The organism is Streptomyces sp. NPDC051907 (assembly GCF_040681075.1).
Classification (GTDB): domain Bacteria; phylum Actinomycetota; class Actinomycetes; order Streptomycetales; family Streptomycetaceae; genus Streptomyces.
In genome coordinates, this window is the sequence record NZ_JBFAYB010000006.1 from 21860 (window position 1) to 38639 (window position 16780).

13 protein-coding genes are annotated in these 16780 nt (G+C 71.0%); 11 read left to right on the forward strand and 2 right to left on the reverse strand.

The annotated features are described in order from the left end of the window. The first annotated feature begins 17 nt into the window (after positions 1–17). Positions 18–1058 (forward strand): Rv2578c family radical SAM protein, encoded by a 1041-nt coding sequence (locus AB0M39_RS05900; RefSeq protein WP_365360577.1) that lies wholly within the window; start codon positions 18–20, stop codon positions 1056–1058. Positions 1059–1074: 16 nt separating this feature from the next. Here the strand turns inward: AB0M39_RS05900 and AB0M39_RS05905 are convergent, their stop codons facing one another. Further along, a complete protein-coding gene (locus AB0M39_RS05905; protein WP_365360579.1) occupies positions 1075–1644 on the reverse strand; it encodes an adenylosuccinate lyase in 570 nt (189 codons plus the stop codon). A gap of 345 nt (positions 1645–1989) precedes the next feature. On the opposite strand from AB0M39_RS05905, the gene AB0M39_RS05910 reads away from it, so the two are divergent. The 10 genes from AB0M39_RS05910 (at position 1990) to AB0M39_RS05955 (ending at position 14856) form a co-directional block, all read left to right on the forward strand. Then, positions 1990–3771, forward strand: coding sequence for a 3-hydroxyacyl-CoA dehydrogenase family protein (locus tag AB0M39_RS05910; protein ID WP_365360581.1), 1782 nt, complete (start codon positions 1990–1992; stop codon positions 3769–3771). Between the two features lie 91 nt (positions 3772–3862). Beyond that, positions 3863–4711 carry a TetR family transcriptional regulator gene (locus AB0M39_RS05915; protein WP_365360583.1) on the forward strand — a complete coding sequence of 283 codons (849 nt, stop codon included), beginning with the start codon at positions 3863–3865 and terminating at the stop codon, positions 4709–4711. 469 nt (positions 4712–5180) lie between these two features. Continuing rightward, positions 5181–6518 carry a crotonyl-CoA carboxylase/reductase gene (gene ccrA / locus AB0M39_RS05920; protein WP_365360585.1) on the forward strand — a complete coding sequence of 446 codons (1338 nt, stop codon included), beginning with the start codon at positions 5181–5183 and terminating at the stop codon, positions 6516–6518. Between the two features lie 10 nt (positions 6519–6528). Then, positions 6529–8541 (forward strand): protein meaA, encoded by a 2013-nt coding sequence (locus tag AB0M39_RS05925; protein WP_365360587.1) that lies wholly within the window; start codon positions 6529–6531, stop codon positions 8539–8541. Further along, on the forward strand, positions 8538–9503 hold the full coding sequence (locus AB0M39_RS05930) for a CoA ester lyase (protein WP_365360589.1): 966 nt from the start codon (positions 8538–8540) through the stop codon (positions 9501–9503). The genes AB0M39_RS05925 and AB0M39_RS05930 overlap by 4 nt, the downstream gene beginning before the upstream one ends. A 3-nt stretch (positions 9504–9506) precedes the next feature. After that, the gene (locus tag AB0M39_RS05935; protein WP_365360591.1) at positions 9507–10019 is read left to right on the forward strand and encodes a MaoC family dehydratase; all 513 of its coding nucleotides are present in this window, start codon (positions 9507–9509) and stop codon (positions 10017–10019) included. Between the two features lie 2 nt (positions 10020–10021). Further along, entirely contained in the window at positions 10022–11227 is a 1206-nt protein-coding gene (locus AB0M39_RS05940; protein ID WP_365360593.1) for an acyl-CoA dehydrogenase family protein, read from the forward strand. A gap of 168 nt (positions 11228–11395) precedes the next feature. Beyond that, on the forward strand, positions 11396–12052 hold the full coding sequence (locus AB0M39_RS05945) for a phosphatidylserine decarboxylase (RefSeq protein ID WP_365360595.1): 657 nt from the start codon (positions 11396–11398) through the stop codon (positions 12050–12052). Further along, positions 12045–12908 (forward strand): CDP-diacylglycerol--serine O-phosphatidyltransferase, encoded by an 864-nt coding sequence (gene pssA, locus AB0M39_RS05950; RefSeq protein WP_365360597.1) that lies wholly within the window; start codon positions 12045–12047, stop codon positions 12906–12908. The genes AB0M39_RS05945 and pssA overlap by 8 nt, the downstream gene beginning before the upstream one ends. Before the next feature lie 118 nt (positions 12909–13026). Beyond that, the gene (locus tag AB0M39_RS05955; protein ID WP_365360599.1) at positions 13027–14856 is read left to right on the forward strand and encodes an AMP-binding protein; all 1830 of its coding nucleotides are present in this window, start codon (positions 13027–13029) and stop codon (positions 14854–14856) included. A 571-nt stretch (positions 14857–15427) separates the two neighbouring features. Here the strand turns inward: AB0M39_RS05955 and AB0M39_RS05960 are convergent. Continuing rightward, positions 15428–16561, reverse strand: coding sequence for a glycerate kinase (locus AB0M39_RS05960; RefSeq protein ID WP_365360601.1), 1134 nt, complete (start codon positions 16559–16561; stop codon positions 15428–15430). Between the last annotated feature and the right edge of the window lie 219 nt (positions 16562–16780).

Consider the following 16780-nt stretch of genomic DNA (forward strand, 5'->3'; position numbering starts at 1 on the left):
TACCGAGGAGGCCGCTCATGCGCTGGGACAATCTGGTCGACGCCCCGACAACGGCCGGGACGGCCGGGGACGCCGCGCTCTTCGGCATGTCCGCCGTGACCACCAGGACCTTCGACACCCCCGAGTTCCGCGGCATCACCTTCCACGAGGTGCGGGCGCGCTCGATCCTGAACCGGGTGCCGGGCGCCTCGCGGATGCCGTTCGAGTGGACGGTCAATCCCTACCGGGGCTGCACGCACGCGTGCGTCTACTGCTTCGCCCGCAAGACCCATAGCTATCTCGACCTCGACACCGGGCTCGGATTCGACTCCCAGATCGTGGTGAAGATCAACGCACCGGAGCTGCTGCGGCGGCAGCTCGCCTCCCGCCAGTGGCAGGGCGCGCATATCGCGATGGGCACGAACGTCGACTGCTACCAGCGTGCGGAGGGGCGCTACCAGCTGATGCCGGGGATCATCGCGGCCCTGCGCGACCGCGCGAACCCCTTCTCCATCCTCACCAAGGGCACGCTGATCCTGCGCGATCTGGATCTGCTGCGGCAGGCGGCGGAGGCGACCGAGGTCGGGATCTCCGTCTCCGTCGGCTTCACCGACCGCGAGCTGTGGCGCACGGTCGAGCCCGGCACGCCCTCGCCCGAGCGCCGTCTGGACGTCGTGCGCGCCCTGAGCGAGAGGGGCATCGGCTGCGGCGTGCTGATGGCCCCGGTGATCCCGTTCCTCGGCGACCGGCCGGAGCAGCTGCGCGCCACGGTCCGGGCCGTCGCGGCGTCCGGGGCGACCTCGGTGACGCCGCTCGTGCTCCATCTGCGGCCGGGGGCGCGCGAGTGGTTCATGGCCTGGCTGGCGCAGCGCCATCCGCATCTGGTGCGGCGCTACGAGCGGCTGTACGCGCAGGGGGCGTACGCGCCCACGTGGTACCAGCGGCGGATCACCCGCCATGTCCACGAGCTGGCCACGGAGTTCGGGATAGGGCCGACGGGGGACGGCATGCCTCGACGGATCGCGCGGCCGACAGAGCACGCGCCCGAGCCCGAGCCGACGCAGCTCACCCTGCTCTGACGGCGTCGGCCGCCGCTCACCCCAGTCTGGCCAGTGCCGCCTCGGCCGCCGCCGTGAGGCGGGGGTGGGCGCTCGCCCCGCGCAGGACGTCGGCCGCCCGCTCGTCGCCCAGGGCGCCCAGCCCCTCGACGCAGGCCAGGGCCACCCGCCAGTACGGGTCCCCGGGCGCGGTCAGCCGGCGGCGCAGGAGCGTGATCAGGGCCGGCACGGACTCGGGCGCGCGCAGGCGGGTGAGCAGCCGTACAGGCGTCAGCGCATAGGCGACCCGCAGCTCGTTGGTGGCCAGCGCCGCCGCCGCGCGCGGGGTGCGGGGGTCGTCCAGCAGCGCCAGAGCGTGCGCCGCGGAGACGCAGCGGTCAGGGTCGCGGTGGTTCAGGAGCAGCACGAGCGCCTCGAAGGCCCGCCGGTCGCCGGCGCAGCCGAGCCGGAAGGCCGCCATCTCTCTCGCCCACAGAGGCCGTTCGTGCTCGGTGAGGACGCCGGCGAGCTCCTCCTGGTCCTGGGTGACCAGCAGCCGCTCGTACGCGGCCGACCCGCCCGACTCGCCCCTCAGCCGCCGCGCGAGGGCTCGTAACTCTTCGTCCATGGGTACCAGCGTATCCGTGACGGCCCGGCGATCCAGATCACATCGGCCGGGGTCTGGCGCGCTCGTTACTCGCGAGTTAATCTCAAGTGAGCGGGTAACCCCCGCACAGCTCACGGTGGCCTGGTGACGCAGCCGCCGCGAGTGCTTGTCGGTTCGGCACTTCTGCACGACGTACGACACGGCTCCGGGACAGAGTCGGTCGGCTCAGCACCACGACACGCAAACGCCGTGCGCCTCACGCCCTTTGGCCTTCCTGGGCCTTTCTCGGCCCTCGTCGGCCCTCAGCGGCGTTCCCCTCTTCGCGCGCGCTCCTCATCAGTCGTCACTCATCCCTGGAGTCCCCCGATGGACACCCCTCTCCACACCATTGCCGTCGTCGGCCTCGGCACGATGGGCACCGGCATCGCCGAGGTCCTCGCCCGCGCCGGCCGCGAGGTCATCGGCATCGACGTCAGCGACGCGGCCGCTCGCCAGGCCGTCGCCGCCCTCGAGGCCTCCACCGCCCGCGCCGTGGAGCGCGAGCGGATCACCGAGGAGGAGCGCCGGAACACCCTCGCCCGCTTCCGCACCTTCTCCGATCTCCAGGCCGCCGCCGACGCCGACCTGGTGATCGAGGTCGTTCCGGAGACGTACGAGATCAAGCAGCAGGTCTTCCGCGAGCTGGACGCCGTCGTGCGCCACGACGCGATCCTGGCCACCGGCACCAACGCCCTGTCGGTGACCCGGCTGGCCGCCGAGTCCCAGCACCCCGAGCGCGTGCTCGGCCTGCACTTCTTCAACCCGGCGCCGGCGATGAAGCTCGTGGAGGTCGTCTCCTCGGTGCTCACCTCGCCGCTGGCCGTCGAGACCGTCACCGCGCTCGCCCGCGAGCTGGGCAAGGAGCCCGTCAGGGTCGGCGACCGCCCCGGCTTCGTCGCCGACGGGCTGCTCTTCGGCTACCTGAACCAGGCCGCCGCGATGTACGAGGCGAAGTACGCCTCCCGCGAGGACATCGACGCCGCGATGAAGCTCGGCTGCGGGCTGCCGATGGGCCCGCTCGAGCTGCTCGACCTGATCGGCATCGACACCGCCCGGACCGTCCTGGACGCGATGTACTCCGCCTCCCACGACCGTCTGCACGCGCCCGCCCCCATCCTCAAGCAGCTCAGCGAGGCGGGCCTGACCGGCCGCAAGACGGGTCGCGGCTTCTACTCGTACGCCGCCGCCGGCACCGCGGAGACGGTCGCCGACGCGCTGACGCCGCAGCAGGCGGCCGAGCAGGCCGCCGGCCGCGAGGTCCGCTCGGTCGGCGTGGCGGGCTCCGGCACCATGGCGAGCGGCATCGCCGAGGTCTTCGCCAAGGCCGGCTACGACGTCGTGCTCGCCGCCCGCAGCCTGGAGAAGGCCGAGACGGCCAAGGCCCGCATCGCCAAGTCCCTCGCCCGCTCCGTCGACAAGGGCCGGATGACGGCCGAGGCCAGGGACGAGACGCTGGCCAGGGTCGCCCCGGCCGGCACGCTCGACTCCTTCGCCGAGGTCGACCTCGCCGTCGAGGCGGTCGCCGAGGACCTGGAGATCAAGCAGCAGCTCTTCGCCACGCTCGACAAGATCTGCAAGCAGGGCGCGGTGCTCGCCACCACGACCTCCTCGCTGCCGGTCGTGGCCTGCGCCCGCGCCACCTCGCGCCCGCAGGACGTCATCGGGATGCACTTCTTCAACCCGGCGCCGGCGATGAAGCTGGTCGAGGTCGTCCGCACGGTCCTCACCTCCGACGACGTCCACGCCACCGTCCGCGAGGTCACCAAGAAGATCAAGAAGCACCCGGTGGACTGCGGCGACCGCGCCGGCTTCATCGTGAACGCGCTGCTCTTCCCGTACCTCAACAACGCGATCAAGATGGTCGAGGAGCACTACGCCTCCCTCGACGACATCGACGCGGCGATGAAGCTCGGCGGCGGCTACCCCATGGGGCCCTTCGAACTCCTCGACGTGGTCGGGCTCGACGTCTCGCTCGCCATCGAGAAGGTCCTCCACCGCGAGTTCCGCGACCCGGGCCTGGCGCCCGCGCCGCTGCTCGAGCACCTGGTGGCCGCGGGCTGCCTCGGCCGCAAGACGGGGCGTGGCTTCCGCGAATATGCCCGGCGCTGATCGCGACGCCGGCTGGGGCGGGCTGCTCGGACCTTCGGGCAGCCCGGCCCCGCAGGCGCACTCTCCTGCACGAATGCAGTACGTTCAGCTCATGCCCCAGCCCTCTGATCCCAGTCGTCCTTCCCGTACCAAGCCCGCTCCGGACGCTCCGGAGAGCGCCGCGGGCAGCCGCGCGGCCGCGCAGCGTCTCAAGATGCGCCGCGAGCTGGCGGCCGCGGCCATGGAGCTGTTCGCGACCAAGGGGTACGAGGCGACGACCGTCGACGAGATCGCGGCGGCGGCCGGGGTCGCCCGGCGGACCTTCTTCCGCCACTTCCGCTCCAAGGAAGAGGCGATCTTCCCGGACCACGACGACACGCTCGTACGGGCGGAGGCGGTGCTCAACGCCGCTCCCGCGCACGAGCACCCGCTGGACACCGTGTGCCGGGGCATCAAGGAGGTCATGCGGATGTACGCGGCCTCCCCGGCCGTCTCCGTCGAGCGCTACCGCCTCACCCGCGAGGTGCCGACGCTGCGGGAGCGCGAGATCGCCTCGGTGGCCCGTTACGAGCGGCTGTTCACGCGCTATCTGCTGGGCCACTTCGACGAGCGCGACCACCACGACGGCAACGACGACCCGCTGCTGGCGGAGGTCGCGGCGTCCGCGGTCGTCACCGCGCACAACCACGTGCTGCGCCGCTGGCTGAGGGCGGGCGGCCAGGGCGACGTGGAGACGCAGCTGGACCACGCGTTCGCGATCGTGCGGGACACCTTCGGCTCGGGCATCGGCGCGGGGCGCTCCAAGTCCGTGACGACGACGGCCTCTTCGGCCTCGGAGTCCGACGACGAGGCCGTCGCCTCGGTGAGGACGCACGGCGAGGTGCTGGTCGCGGTGGCGCGCACGGACGCGCCGCTCAGCGAGGTCATGCGGACGATCGAGCAGGCGCTGAAGGAGGCGTAGGGCCCAGCCGGCCCGGAGGCCCAGGGCTCAGCCGGCCGGGGCGCGCCTCGACGCCCCCGGCGCCCGCGCATCCCACGACACGGGCGCCCAGCACCCCGCGCACAGAACACCTCCCGCACACAACCGAACACCCTCGGCAACGGCCGCCTCTCCCGAGGCGGCCGTTGTTGCTCATGCGTGCCCGCCAGATGACAACTGAGAGAAATTGTTGGCACGCAGTGTCTTGCGGCCTGGCACGGGGTGCCATACGTTGAAGGTGTCCGGGCGGCCGGCGTGCAGAGACCATTCGTACGCCGGCTGTCCCCGCAAACCATCGGTTTGTGCGCCCGGGCGCCTGCGTCACAGGCAACCTCTCGCGCTACCAGCGCTGCCGAGCACCACCCCGCCGAACCGACGGCACACCTCCACAGCAGCAGCAACCCCCGACTATCCCCTCAGCGTTCCCAACGCGCTTGGCCGGAGGCACCCCGTGAAGGAAATCCTGGACGCGATTCAGTCGACGGAAAGCACCCCCGCCGACTTCGCCGCACTGACCATCCCCGAGTCCTACCGCGCGGTCACCGTGCACAAGGACGAGGTGGACATGTTCGCGGGCCTCGAGACCCGCGAGAAGGACCCGCGCAAGTCCATCCACGTCGAGGACGTGCCGGTCCCCGAGCTCGGCCCGGGCGAGGCCCTGGTCGCCGTCATGGCCAGCTCGGTGAACTACAACTCCGTCTGGACCTCGATCTTCGAGCCGGTGTCCACCTTCAGCTTCCTGGAGCGCTACGGACGCCTCTCGGAGCTCAGCAAGCGCCACGACCTGCCGTACCACGTCATCGGCTCCGACCTGGCGGGCGTCGTCCTGCGCACCGGCCCCGGCGTCAACGCCTGGACGCCCGGCGACGAGGTCGTCGCGCACTGCCTCTCGGTCGAGCTGGAGTCCTCCGACGGCCACAACGACACGATGCTCGACCCCGAGCAGCGCATCTGGGGCTTCGAGACCAACTTCGGCGGGCTCGCCGAGATCGCGCTCGTCAAGTCCAACCAGCTGATGCCGAAGCCGAAGCACCTCAGCTGGGAGGAGGCCGCGGCCCCCGGACTGGTCAACTCCACCGCCTACCGCCAGCTGGTCTCCCGCAACGGCGCCGGCATGAAGCAGGGCGACAACGTGCTGATCTGGGGCGCGAGCGGCGGGCTCGGCTCGTACGCCACCCAGTTCGCGCTGGCCGGCGGCGCCAACCCGATCTGCGTCGTCTCCAGCGAGCAGAAGGCGGACATCTGCCGTGCGATGGGCGCCGAGGCGATCATCGACCGCAGCGCCGAGGGCTACAAGTTCTGGAAGGACGAGCGGACCCAGGACCCGAAGGAGTGGAAGCGCTTCGGCAAGCGCATCCGCGAGTTCACCGGCGGCGAGGACATCGACATCGTCTTCGAGCACCCCGGCCGCGAGACCTTCGGCGCCAGCGTCTACGTCACCCGCAAGGGCGGCACCATCACCACCTGCGCCTCCACCTCGGGCTACATGCACGAGTACGACAACCGCTACCTGTGGATGTCGCTGAAGCGGATCATCGGCTCGCACTTCGCGAACTACCGCGAGGCGTGGGAGGCCAACCGTCTGATCGCCAAGGGCAAGATCCACCCCACCCTGTCGAAGGTCTACTCGCTCGACGAGACCGGCCAGGCCGCGTACGACGTGCACCGCAACCTCCACCAGGGCAAGGTCGGCGTCCTCGCCCTCGCCCCGAGCGAGGGACTGGGCGTGCGCGACGAGGAGATGCGCGCCAAGCACCTCGACGCCATCAACCGCTTCCGGAACGTCTGAGGTCCGTTAGATGACAGAGCGTCAGAAGGATCGTCCGTGGCTGATGCGGACGTACGCCGGGCACTCCACCGCCGAGGCGTCCAACGAGCTGTACCGGCGCAATCTCGCCAAGGGCCAGACCGGCCTGTCGGTCGCGTTCGACCTGCCGACGCAGACCGGCTACGACCCCGACCACATCCTCGCCCGCGGCGAGGTGGGCCGGGTCGGGGTCCCGGTCTCGCACCTCGGCGACATGCGCCGGCTGTTCCAGGACATCCCCCTGGAGCAGATGAACACCTCGATGACCATCAACGCCACCGCGATGTGGCTGCTGGCGCTCTATCAGGTGGTCGCGGAGGAGCAGGGCGCGGACCCCGCCAAACTCCAGGGCACGACGCAGAACGACATCGTGAAGGAGTACCTGTCGCGCGGGACGCACGTCTTCCCGCCGGGTCCCTCCCTGCGCCTGACCACCGACATGATCACCTACACGGTGGCCAACATCCCCAAGTGGAACCCGATCAACATCTGCAGCTACCACCTGCAGGAGGCGGGCGCCACGCCGGTCCAGGAGATCTCGTACGCGATGTCCACGGCGATCGCCGTGCTCGACGCGGTCCGGGACTCGGGCCAGGTGCCGCCGGAGAAGTTCGGCGACGTCGTCGCCCGGATCTCCTTCTTCGTGAACGCGGGCGTGCGCTTCATCGAGGAGATGTGCAAGATGCGCGCCTTCGGCCGCATCTGGGACCAGGTCACACGTGAGCGGTACGGCATCGAGAACGACAAGCAGCGCCGCTTCCGCTACGGCGTCCAGGTCAACTCGCTCGGCCTGACCGAGGCGCAGCCGGAGAACAACGTCCAGCGGATCGTCCTGGAGATGCTGGCCGTCACGCTCTCCAAGGACGCCCGCGCGCGCGCCGTGCAGCTGCCCGCCTGGAACGAGGCGCTGGGGCTGCCCCGGCCCTGGGACCAGCAGTGGTCGCTGCGCATCCAGCAGGTGCTGGCGCACGAGTCGGACCTGCTGGAGTACGAGGACATCTTCGCCGGCTCGCACGTCATCGAGGCCAAGGTGGAGTCCCTGGTCGCCGAGTGCCTCGCCGAGATCGCCCGGATCCAGGAGATGGGCGGCGCGATGGCGGCCGTCGAGTCCGGCTATCTCAAGTCCCAGCTGGTCTCCTCGCACGCCGAGCGGCGGGCCAGGATCGAGGCGGGCGACGAGAAGATCATCGGCGTCAACATCTTCGAGACCACCGAGCCCAACCCGCTCACCGCGGACCTCGACACGGCGATCATGACAGTCGACCCGGCGAACGAGGCGCGGGTGGTCGCAAAGCTCCACGAGTGGCGCGACAACCGCGACGAGGCCCGGGCGACCGAGGCCCTCTCCGCGCTGAAGAAGGCCGCGGCCGGGACCTCGAACATGATGGCCGCCACCGTCGAGTGCGCCCGTGCGGGCGTCACCACCGGCGAGTGGTCCTGGGCCCTGCGGGACGTGTTCGGCGAGTTCCGCGCGCCGACGGGCGTCTCCAGCGCTCCCGTCGCCGTGACCGCCGAGGCGGGCACTCCGCTCGCCGCCGTACGGGAGAAGGTGTCCCGCACCGCGGACGAGCTGGGCGCGGGCCGACTGCGCCTGCTGGTCGGCAAGCCCGGCCTGGACGGCCACTCCAACGGCGCGGAGCAGATCGCCGTGCGCGCCCGGGACGCCGGCTTCGAGGTGGTCTACCAGGGCATCAGGCTCACGCCCGAGCAGATCGTGTCCGCCGCGCTGGCGGAGGACGTGCACTGCGTGGGCCTGTCGATCCTGTCCGGCTCGCACGCCGAGCTGGTGCCCGATGTGCTGGAGAGGCTGCGCGAGGCCGGCGCGGCCGACATACCGGTGATCGTCGGCGGGATCATCCCGAACGCCGACGGCGAGGCGCTGCGCGCGGCCGGCGTGGCCGCGGTATTCACCCCGAAGGACTTCGGCATCACGGAGATCATCGGCCGTATCGTCGACGAGATCCGGAAAGCGAACAAGCTCGACCCTCTGGAGGTCCCCGCATGACAACCCCCGTCAACCGTCTGCGTCCGCGCCGCTCCTGTCTCGCGGTCCCCGGCAGCAACCCGCGGTTCCTGGAGAAGGCTCAGGGCCTCCCCGCCGACCAGGTCTTCCTCGACCTGGAGGACGCCTGCGCGCCGCTCGCCAAGCCCGAGGCCCGGCACACCATCGTGAAGTTCCTCAACGAGGGCGACTGGACCGGCAAGACGCGGGTCGTGCGGGTCAACGACTGGACCACGGAGTGGACCTACCGCGACGTCGTCACGGTCGTCGAGGGCGCCGGCCCCAACCTCGACTGCATCATGCTGCCCAAGGTGCAGAACGCGCAGCAGGTCGTCGCGCTCGATCTGCTGCTCACCCAGATCGAGAAGACGATGGGCTTCGAGGTCGGCAAGATCGGCATCGAGGCGCAGATCGAGAACGCGCAGGGTCTCAACAACGTCAACGAGATCGCGCAGGCCTCCCCGCGGGTGGAGACCATCATCTTCGGCCCGGCCGACTTCATGGCCTCCATCAACATGAAGTCCCTCGTCGTGGGCGAGCAGCCGCCCGGCTACCCGGCCGACGCGTACCACTACATCCTGATGAAGATCCTGATGGCGGCCCGCGCCAACAACCTCCAGGCGATCGACGGCCCCTACCTGCAGATCCGCAACATCGACGGCTACAAGGCGGTCGCGCAGCGCGCCGCGGCCCTCGGCTTCGACGGCAAGTGGGTGCTCCACCCGGGCCAGGTCGAGGCGTCCAACGAGATCTTCTCGCCGTCCCAGGAGGACTTCGACCACGCCGAGCTGATCCTGGACGCGTACGACTACTACACGTCCGAGGCCGGCGGCAAGAAGGGCTCGGCGATGCTCGGCGACGAGATGATCGACGAGGCCAGCCGCAAGATGGCGCTGGTCATCTCGGGCAAGGGACGGGCCGCCGGGATGGCCCGTACCTCCACGTTCGAAGCCCCGGAGGCGTAGACCATGCAGTTCGGCCGCACCTACGAAGAGTTCACCGTCGGGGACGTCTACAAGCACTGGCCCGGAAAGACGGTCACGGAGTACGACGACCACCTCTTCTGTCTGCTCACGATGAATCACCACCCCCTCCACATGGACACGAACTATGCGGAGAAGACGACGGATTTCGGGAAGAACGTCGTCGTGGGCAACTACGTCTACTCGCTGCTCCTCGGCATGTCCGTCCCGGACGTGTCCGGCAAGGCCATCGCCAATCTGGAGGTCGAGTCGCTCAAGCACGTGGCGCCGACCTTCCACGGCGACACCATCTACGGCGAGACGACGGTTCTGGACAAGACCCCCTCGAAGTCGAAGAGCGACCGCGGGATCGTCTATGTCGAGACCAAGGGCTACAAGCAGGACGGCACCGTCGTCTGCGTGTTCCGGCGCAAGGTGATGGTCCCGACCGAGACGTACATCAAGGAGCGCGGCGGCGAGCAGCCCGGCCGCCCGGAGCCGAAGACGCAGGAGAAGTAGCCATGAGCCGACTCGCCCAGACCCATGGTCTGACCGACGTCCAGCAGGAAATCCTGGCCACGGTCAGGGAATTCGTCGACAAAGAGATCATTCCTGTCGCGACCGAGCTGGAGCACCGCGACGAGTACCCGACGCAGATCGTCGAAGGTCTGAAGGAACTCGGCCTGTTCGGCCTGATGATTCCCGAGGAGTACGGCGGTCTGGGCGAGTCGCTGCTCACCTACGCGCTGTGCGTCGAGGAGATCGCGCGTGGCTGGATGTCCGTCTCGGGCATCATCAACACGCACTTCATCGTGGCGTACATGCTCAAGCAGCACGGCACGCAGGAGCAGAAGGACACTTTCCTGCCCCGGATGGCGCTGGGCGAGGTGCGCGGCGCGTTCTCGATGTCCGAGCCGGCGCTCGGCTCGGATGTGTCGGCCATCACGTCCAAGGGCGTCAAGGACGGCGACGAGTACGTCCTCAACGGCCAGAAGATGTGGCTGACGAACGGCGGAACGTCCAATCTGGTCGCCGTTCTGTGCCGAAGTGACGAAGGACACCCTGAGGGCACGGCCCCGCACAAGTCGATGACGACCTTCCTCGTCGAGAAGGAGCCCGGCTTCGGGGAGGTCCGCCCGGGTCTCACCATTCCGGGGAAGATCGACAAGATGGGCTACAAGGGCGTCGACACGACCGAACTCATCATGGACGGACTGCGCATTCCGGCCAATCGGGTACTCGGCGGGGTCACCGGCCGAGGGTTTTACCAAATGATGGACGGCGTCGAGGTCGGCCGCGTCAATGTGGCGGCCCGTGGCTGCGGAGTCGCGCAGCGTGCCTTCGAGCTGGGCGTCTCCTATGCCCAGCAGCGGCACACTTTCGGCAAGGCCATCGCCCAGCACCAGGCGATTCAGTTCAAGCTGGCCGAGATGGCTACCAAGGTCGAGGCCGCGCATGCGATGATGGTGAACGCAGCACGCAAAAAGGACTCCGGGGAACGAAACGACCTGGAGGCAGGGATGGCGAAGTACCTCGCCTCCGAATACTGCAAGGAAGTCGTCGAGGACGCCTTCCGTATCCACGGCGGTTACGGCTTCTCCAAGGAGTACGAGATCGAGCGCCTCTACCGCGAGGCTCCGATGCTGCTGATCGGTGAAGGTACCGCCGAGATCCAGAAAATGATCATTGGTCGTCGGCTGCTCGAGGAGTACCGATTCCAGGGATGATTGTCGCTTTTGGGCCGGTAAGGCCGCGAAGAAGATCACACCCTGTCATCGTCTTCCGGCCTCCGACTCGGCTGCTTGCTTTCCCAGTTGCGCCCGGCAACCGATAACATCGCTTGAAAGCCGCCGTCCCCGTTGCCCGCGCGGCATCATCCGCTACGAAGGTCATCCATGCCCCACAGCCAAACCTCTGCACCACGCGACGGCTTCCCCAAGGGACGCCTTGCTCGCGGAGCATCGCCGTGGCTTCTGCCGACCGTCGCCACCGCAGCGATCAGCCTGGCCCGTTCGCGCCGCTCCCGGCGCGCCGCGGCCATCGCCGTGCCCACCACCGCGCTCGCGGCGGGCATGCTGTGGTTCTTCCGCGACCCCGAGCGTGAGATCGCACAGGGCCGGGTCATCTCGCCCGCCGACGGAGTGGTGCAGAGCATCATGCCGTGGAAGGACGGACGCACCCGCGTCGCGATCTTCATGAGCCCGTTGAACGTCCACGTCAACCGCGCGCCGCTGGCCGGCACGGTGACCTCGGTCGAGCACGTGCCCGGCGGCTTCGTTCCTGCGTTCAACAAGGAGAGCGAGAACAACGAGCGCGTTGTCTGGCACTTCGACACCGAGCTCGGCGACATCGAGATGGTGCAGATCGCGGGCGCCGTGGCGCGACGCATCGTGCCGTACATCCCGCAGGGCACCAAGGTCGAGCAGGGCGAGCGCATCGGTCTGATCCGCTTCGGATCGCGTGTCGACATCTACCTTCCGGAGGGTGTCGAAGTCGCGGTCGAGGTCGGTCAGACCACGACTGCGGGGGTGACTCGCATTGACCGTGATTGATCCTGATACTCAGGCGGCCGGCTGGGCCGCGGAAGACGAGGCCCAGGACGACGACGCGGAGGACATGCCGCTGTCACTGAGGCTGTCGATAGCGGACACCCTCACGCTCGGCAACGCCACGTGCGGATTCATGGCGGTGTACTTCACCACCACCGGAATCCTCATCCCGCACCTCACGGGCAGCACCGAGACCGGCATGGCGCGCAACAGCGCCGCCACCGCCGTGATCCTGATGCTGGCCGCGGCGATCTTCGACCTGTTCGACGGCATCGTGGCGCGCAAGCTGCGCTCCTCCCCGATGGGCGCCGAGCTCGACAACCTCTCGGACCTGATCAGCTTCGGTCTGGCCCCGGCCTACTTCGTACTGGTGTACGGCATGGTCACGCCCGGCGCGCAGCAGAAGGTCTCGGCGGTGGCCGCGATCGTGGTGCTGCTGGCGGTGGTGCTGCGGCTGGCGAGATTCTCCTGCGTGACGCTGAAGGACGGCATGTTCCAGGGCATGCCGAGCCCCTTCGGCGCGCTGACGGTGGTCTCCGTCGTGCTGCTCGAGCTGCCGTTCATCCCGACGCTGCTCGCGATCATCGGCGTCGCCTGGCTGATGGTGAGCCGGGTCGAGTACCCCAAGCCGCGGGGCATCCTCGCGGTGGCGATGCTCAGCTGGATCGTGGGCGCGATGGGCATGCTGGCGGCCTGGGCGTTCGACGCGCCGGGCGGGCAGCTGCTGCTCCAGACCGGCTGCGCACTGCAGATCGTGATGGCGGCGACGATCCCGCTGTTCGCCACGGCTCGCCGGGTGAACACCTTCCGGGACAACCGCCGCGAGAACCGCGAGGCGCGTGCCGCGCAACATCCGTAGGCGCCGGCCGAGGACGACCGGACGGCCGGACAATCGAATACAGCGAGTGAGGGCCCGGGTGCGTTGCGCATCTGGGCCCTCTCGTCATGGGTGCGCTCTTCTGGAATGATCGACGGCCATGTCAGGGGGAACGCTCCACCGCCTGTTCGAGGACCGGGTGCGGCTGTCGCCGGACCGCACCGCCGTGATCACCGACCGCGACCGGCTGAGCTACGCCCAGCTGGACGCCCGGGCCAACCGGCTGGCCCGGCACCTGACCGAGACCGTCCGGCTGCCGTCCGGCGCCCTGGTCGCCGTACGCACCCTGCGGACGCCCGATGTGCTGATCGCCGCGCTGGCGGCCCTGAAGGCGGGCGGGGCGTACGCCGTCGTCGCGCCCGGGCAGCCCACACCGCACGCCCTCGGCGACGCCCGCGCCGTCCTCACCCACCAGACGCATCTGGCGCTCGTCGACGACGGCAGGAGCCAGCCCTTCATCGTCCTGGACACCGACGCCGAGGCCGTCCGCGCCCGCTCCGCCGACCCGCTGCCCGCACCCGGGGCCCGCGCGAGCGCGCGGGCCGCCGTGCTGTTCACCGCGGGGACGACGGGCGCCCGCCGGGCCGTGAGCACCCCGCACCACCGGCTGACCGCCGCGTACGACGCCTGGGCCGAGGTCTACCGGCTCGTGCCCGAGGACCGGGTGCTGCTGACCGCCTCGCCGGACAGCGTGGAGTTCACGGCGGGCTGGATCCGGACGCTGGGCGCGGGCGCGACGCTGGTGCTGACCCGGCGCGAGACGTTCACCGTGGCCGACACCGACCCGCTGACCGCGGCGGAGCTGCTGGACGGCCGCGGCGAGCTGCCCGGCCTGCGGCTCCTGGCGGTCGGCGGGGAGCGGCTGACGCTGGACGAGCAGCTGCGGCTGGAGCGGCTGCTGGCCCCCGGGGCGCGGCTGATCAATGTGTACGGCCCCGCCGAGGTCGCGGGCTGCGGGACCTGGTTCGAGACGGGCCAGCTGGCGGCGCCGGTCGAGGACGCGGAGCGGCACGCGTACCTCGGACAGCCGTTTCCCGGCTGCGCCGCCCAGATACACGAGGGCCAGATCTGGCTGACCCCGCCCGGCGGCGGGGACGCCGTGCCCACCGGGGACCTCGGGCGGCGGGACGGGGAGGGGCCGCTGGAGTTCCGGGGCCGGATCGCGCACCGGGTCACGGTGGACGGCCGGACCGTGGACACCTACCCGGTGGAGGCGGCGCTGGCCGCCCACCCCAAGGTCCGCGAGTCCGTCGTCGGCGAGGGCGGCGGGCGGCTGATCGCCTATGTGGTGCCGGCGGCGGGCGACGCGCCGGGGGCGGAGACCGTACGGAGCCATCTCGCCGGGACCGTGCCGGACGCGGACATTCCGCGCACGGTGGTGGCGGTCGGGGCGCTGCCGCGCAACAGCGCGGGGAAGGTGGACCGCACGGCGCTGGTACGGCCGCCCGCGCGCACGGCGAGGCGCCCGGCGGGCGGCGGGAGGGGCGGCGCGCTCGCGCCGGCCGAGGAGGGGGCGGTGACCGCTCTGGTGGTGAGCGTTCCGGCGGCGATCATGTCGTTCTTCCTCACCGACGTCATCTGGCCGGGGTCGACGGACCTCTCGCTCGTGCCCGACCCGTGGACGTGGTTCTTCCGCGGGCTGTACCTCTGCGAGTCGCTGGCCTTCGCCGCGGGCGCGGGGTTCCTGTTCGGCGGACGGCGGCTGATGGCGCGGCGGGGCGGCGGGCCCCGGGGGCTGGCCGCGGCGGCGCATCTGTCCCTTGTCTGGCTGCTCGTCTCGTGGTGGCCGCGGGACAACCTCTACCGGCTGGCGGCCCAGCAGGACTGGCCGCGGCAGGCGGCGCTCGGCTCCGCGTTCAACGTCACGCTGATGGTCGCGGCGGGCGTCGTCGCGCTCTGGGCGGCGCGCAGCGGGTCCCGGACGGAGTGAGCCGGGCGGACGCGCCCGGGTGCCCGCGGTACGCCGGCCGTCCGCCCGCATCGCCCACCGGGCGCGACGAGCGCGCGGAGGGAGAGGGGCGCGGCCGTCGCCCGGGCGGGGAGCAGGGCGTGCGGACCTGCGCCGGCGCCCTGACCACCCGTTCGTCGGCGCTCGCGGAGGCACGGTCCCGCCCGGCGCCTGGGCCCAACAGGGCGCGGGGAGGCCTGCGCCTGCGCCGAGGAGTCGCATGCGGAGGCACAGCCCGGGCCCGGCACCCGCGCCGCGCCCGGAAGGCCAGCGCCGCTCGCGCCCGCGCCGAGGAGTGGGGGCGAAGCGCTCCCCGCCCCCGCTCAGCTCAGCGCAGGAAGTCCCTCGCGATCGCCTCCGCCGCCCGCTCCAAGAGCGGCCCGGCCTCGGCCATGCACCTTGCCGGGTCCGGCTCGAGCTCCGTCAAGGCGTACGCCCGACGGATGCCCGCCCGGCCCAGCGCCCCACAGGGCGCGGCGAGGCCAGGGCCCGCCAGCGCCGCTCGCACCCGCGCCGAGGAGTGGAGGCGAAGCGCTCCCCGTCCCCGCTCGGCTCAGCGCAGGAAGTCCCTCGCGATCGCCTCCGCCGCCCGCTCCAGGAGCGGTCCCGCCTCGGCCATGCACTTCGCCGGGTCCGGCTCGAGCTCCGTCAAGGCGTACGCCCGACGGATGCCCGCCCGGCCCAGCGCCTGCGGAGGCAGGGACAGACGGCCGCAGACCGCGACCACCTCGATGTCCGCCGCGCGGGCCGCCGCCGCGACGCCCGCCGGGGCCTTGCCGTGCAGCGTCTGCTCGTCCAGGGAGCCCTCGCCCGTGATCACCAAGGTCGCCCGCTCCAGCGCGGAGGCGAAGCCCAGCACGTCGAGCATGACCTCGATACCCGGGCGGAAGCTCGCCCCGAGGGCGACCAGCGCGCCGTAGCCGATGCCGCCGGCCGCGCCCGCGCCGGGCTGCTCCGCCTGCTCGGGGCCGAGGACGGACGCGTAGTGCGCGAGCGCCGCGTCCAGGGTCTCCACGTCCTCGGGGGTCGCGCCCTTCTGCGGGCCGTACACCGCTGCCGCGCCCTTCGGCCCGGTCAGCGGATTGTCCACGTCGCTCGCCAGGACCAGCTCGACGTCCTTGAAGCGGGGGTCGACGCCGGAGAGGTCGGCCGTCGCGAGATCGCGCAGGCCGCCGCCGCCCGGGCCCACGGGCTCTCCGCCGGCGTCCAGGAAGCGCGCGCCGAGCGCGGCGAGCATGCCCGCCCCGCCGTCCGTGGTCGCGCTGCCGCCGACGCCGAACACGATGGTCCGCGCGCCCGCGTCCAGAGCGGCGCGCAGCAGCTCGCCGGATCCGTACGTCGTCGCGGCGAGCGGCGCGAAGACGCCCTCGGGGAGGTGCTGAAGGCCCGAGGCCTCCGCCATCTCCACCACCGCGGCGCCCTCGCGCAGGGCGTACGCCGCGGTCACGGGCTCGCCGAGCGGACCGGTCACCCGGACCTCGCGGCGTTCGAAGCCGGCCGCCACCGCGGCGGCCACCGTGCCGTCGCCGCCGTCCGCGACCGGCAGCGTCTCGACCGCCAGATCCGGCACGACCCGCCGGAGCCCGGCACTCACCCGCTCCGCGACCTGTACGGCCGTGAGCGAGCCCTTGAACTTGTCAGCCGCGACGAGCACGCGCGCGGGCTGATTCACTGCTCCGTCCGTCACTTGCTATCCCTTGCTTTCGAACAGGCAGTCGCGCCGCCCCGACCCTATCCGCCCCCTCAGAGGGCGTGCCACCCCACGATGCCCCGACATTCCGCATCATCGGCGGACAGACTCACCCCTGAATCGATCATGACGACCCCGGGCGCACCCCTTTCGACTGGCTGAGAGTCGACCCCCGCTCCACACGCAGTGAGCGCAAAGCGCTGCCGGCGCCCGCCC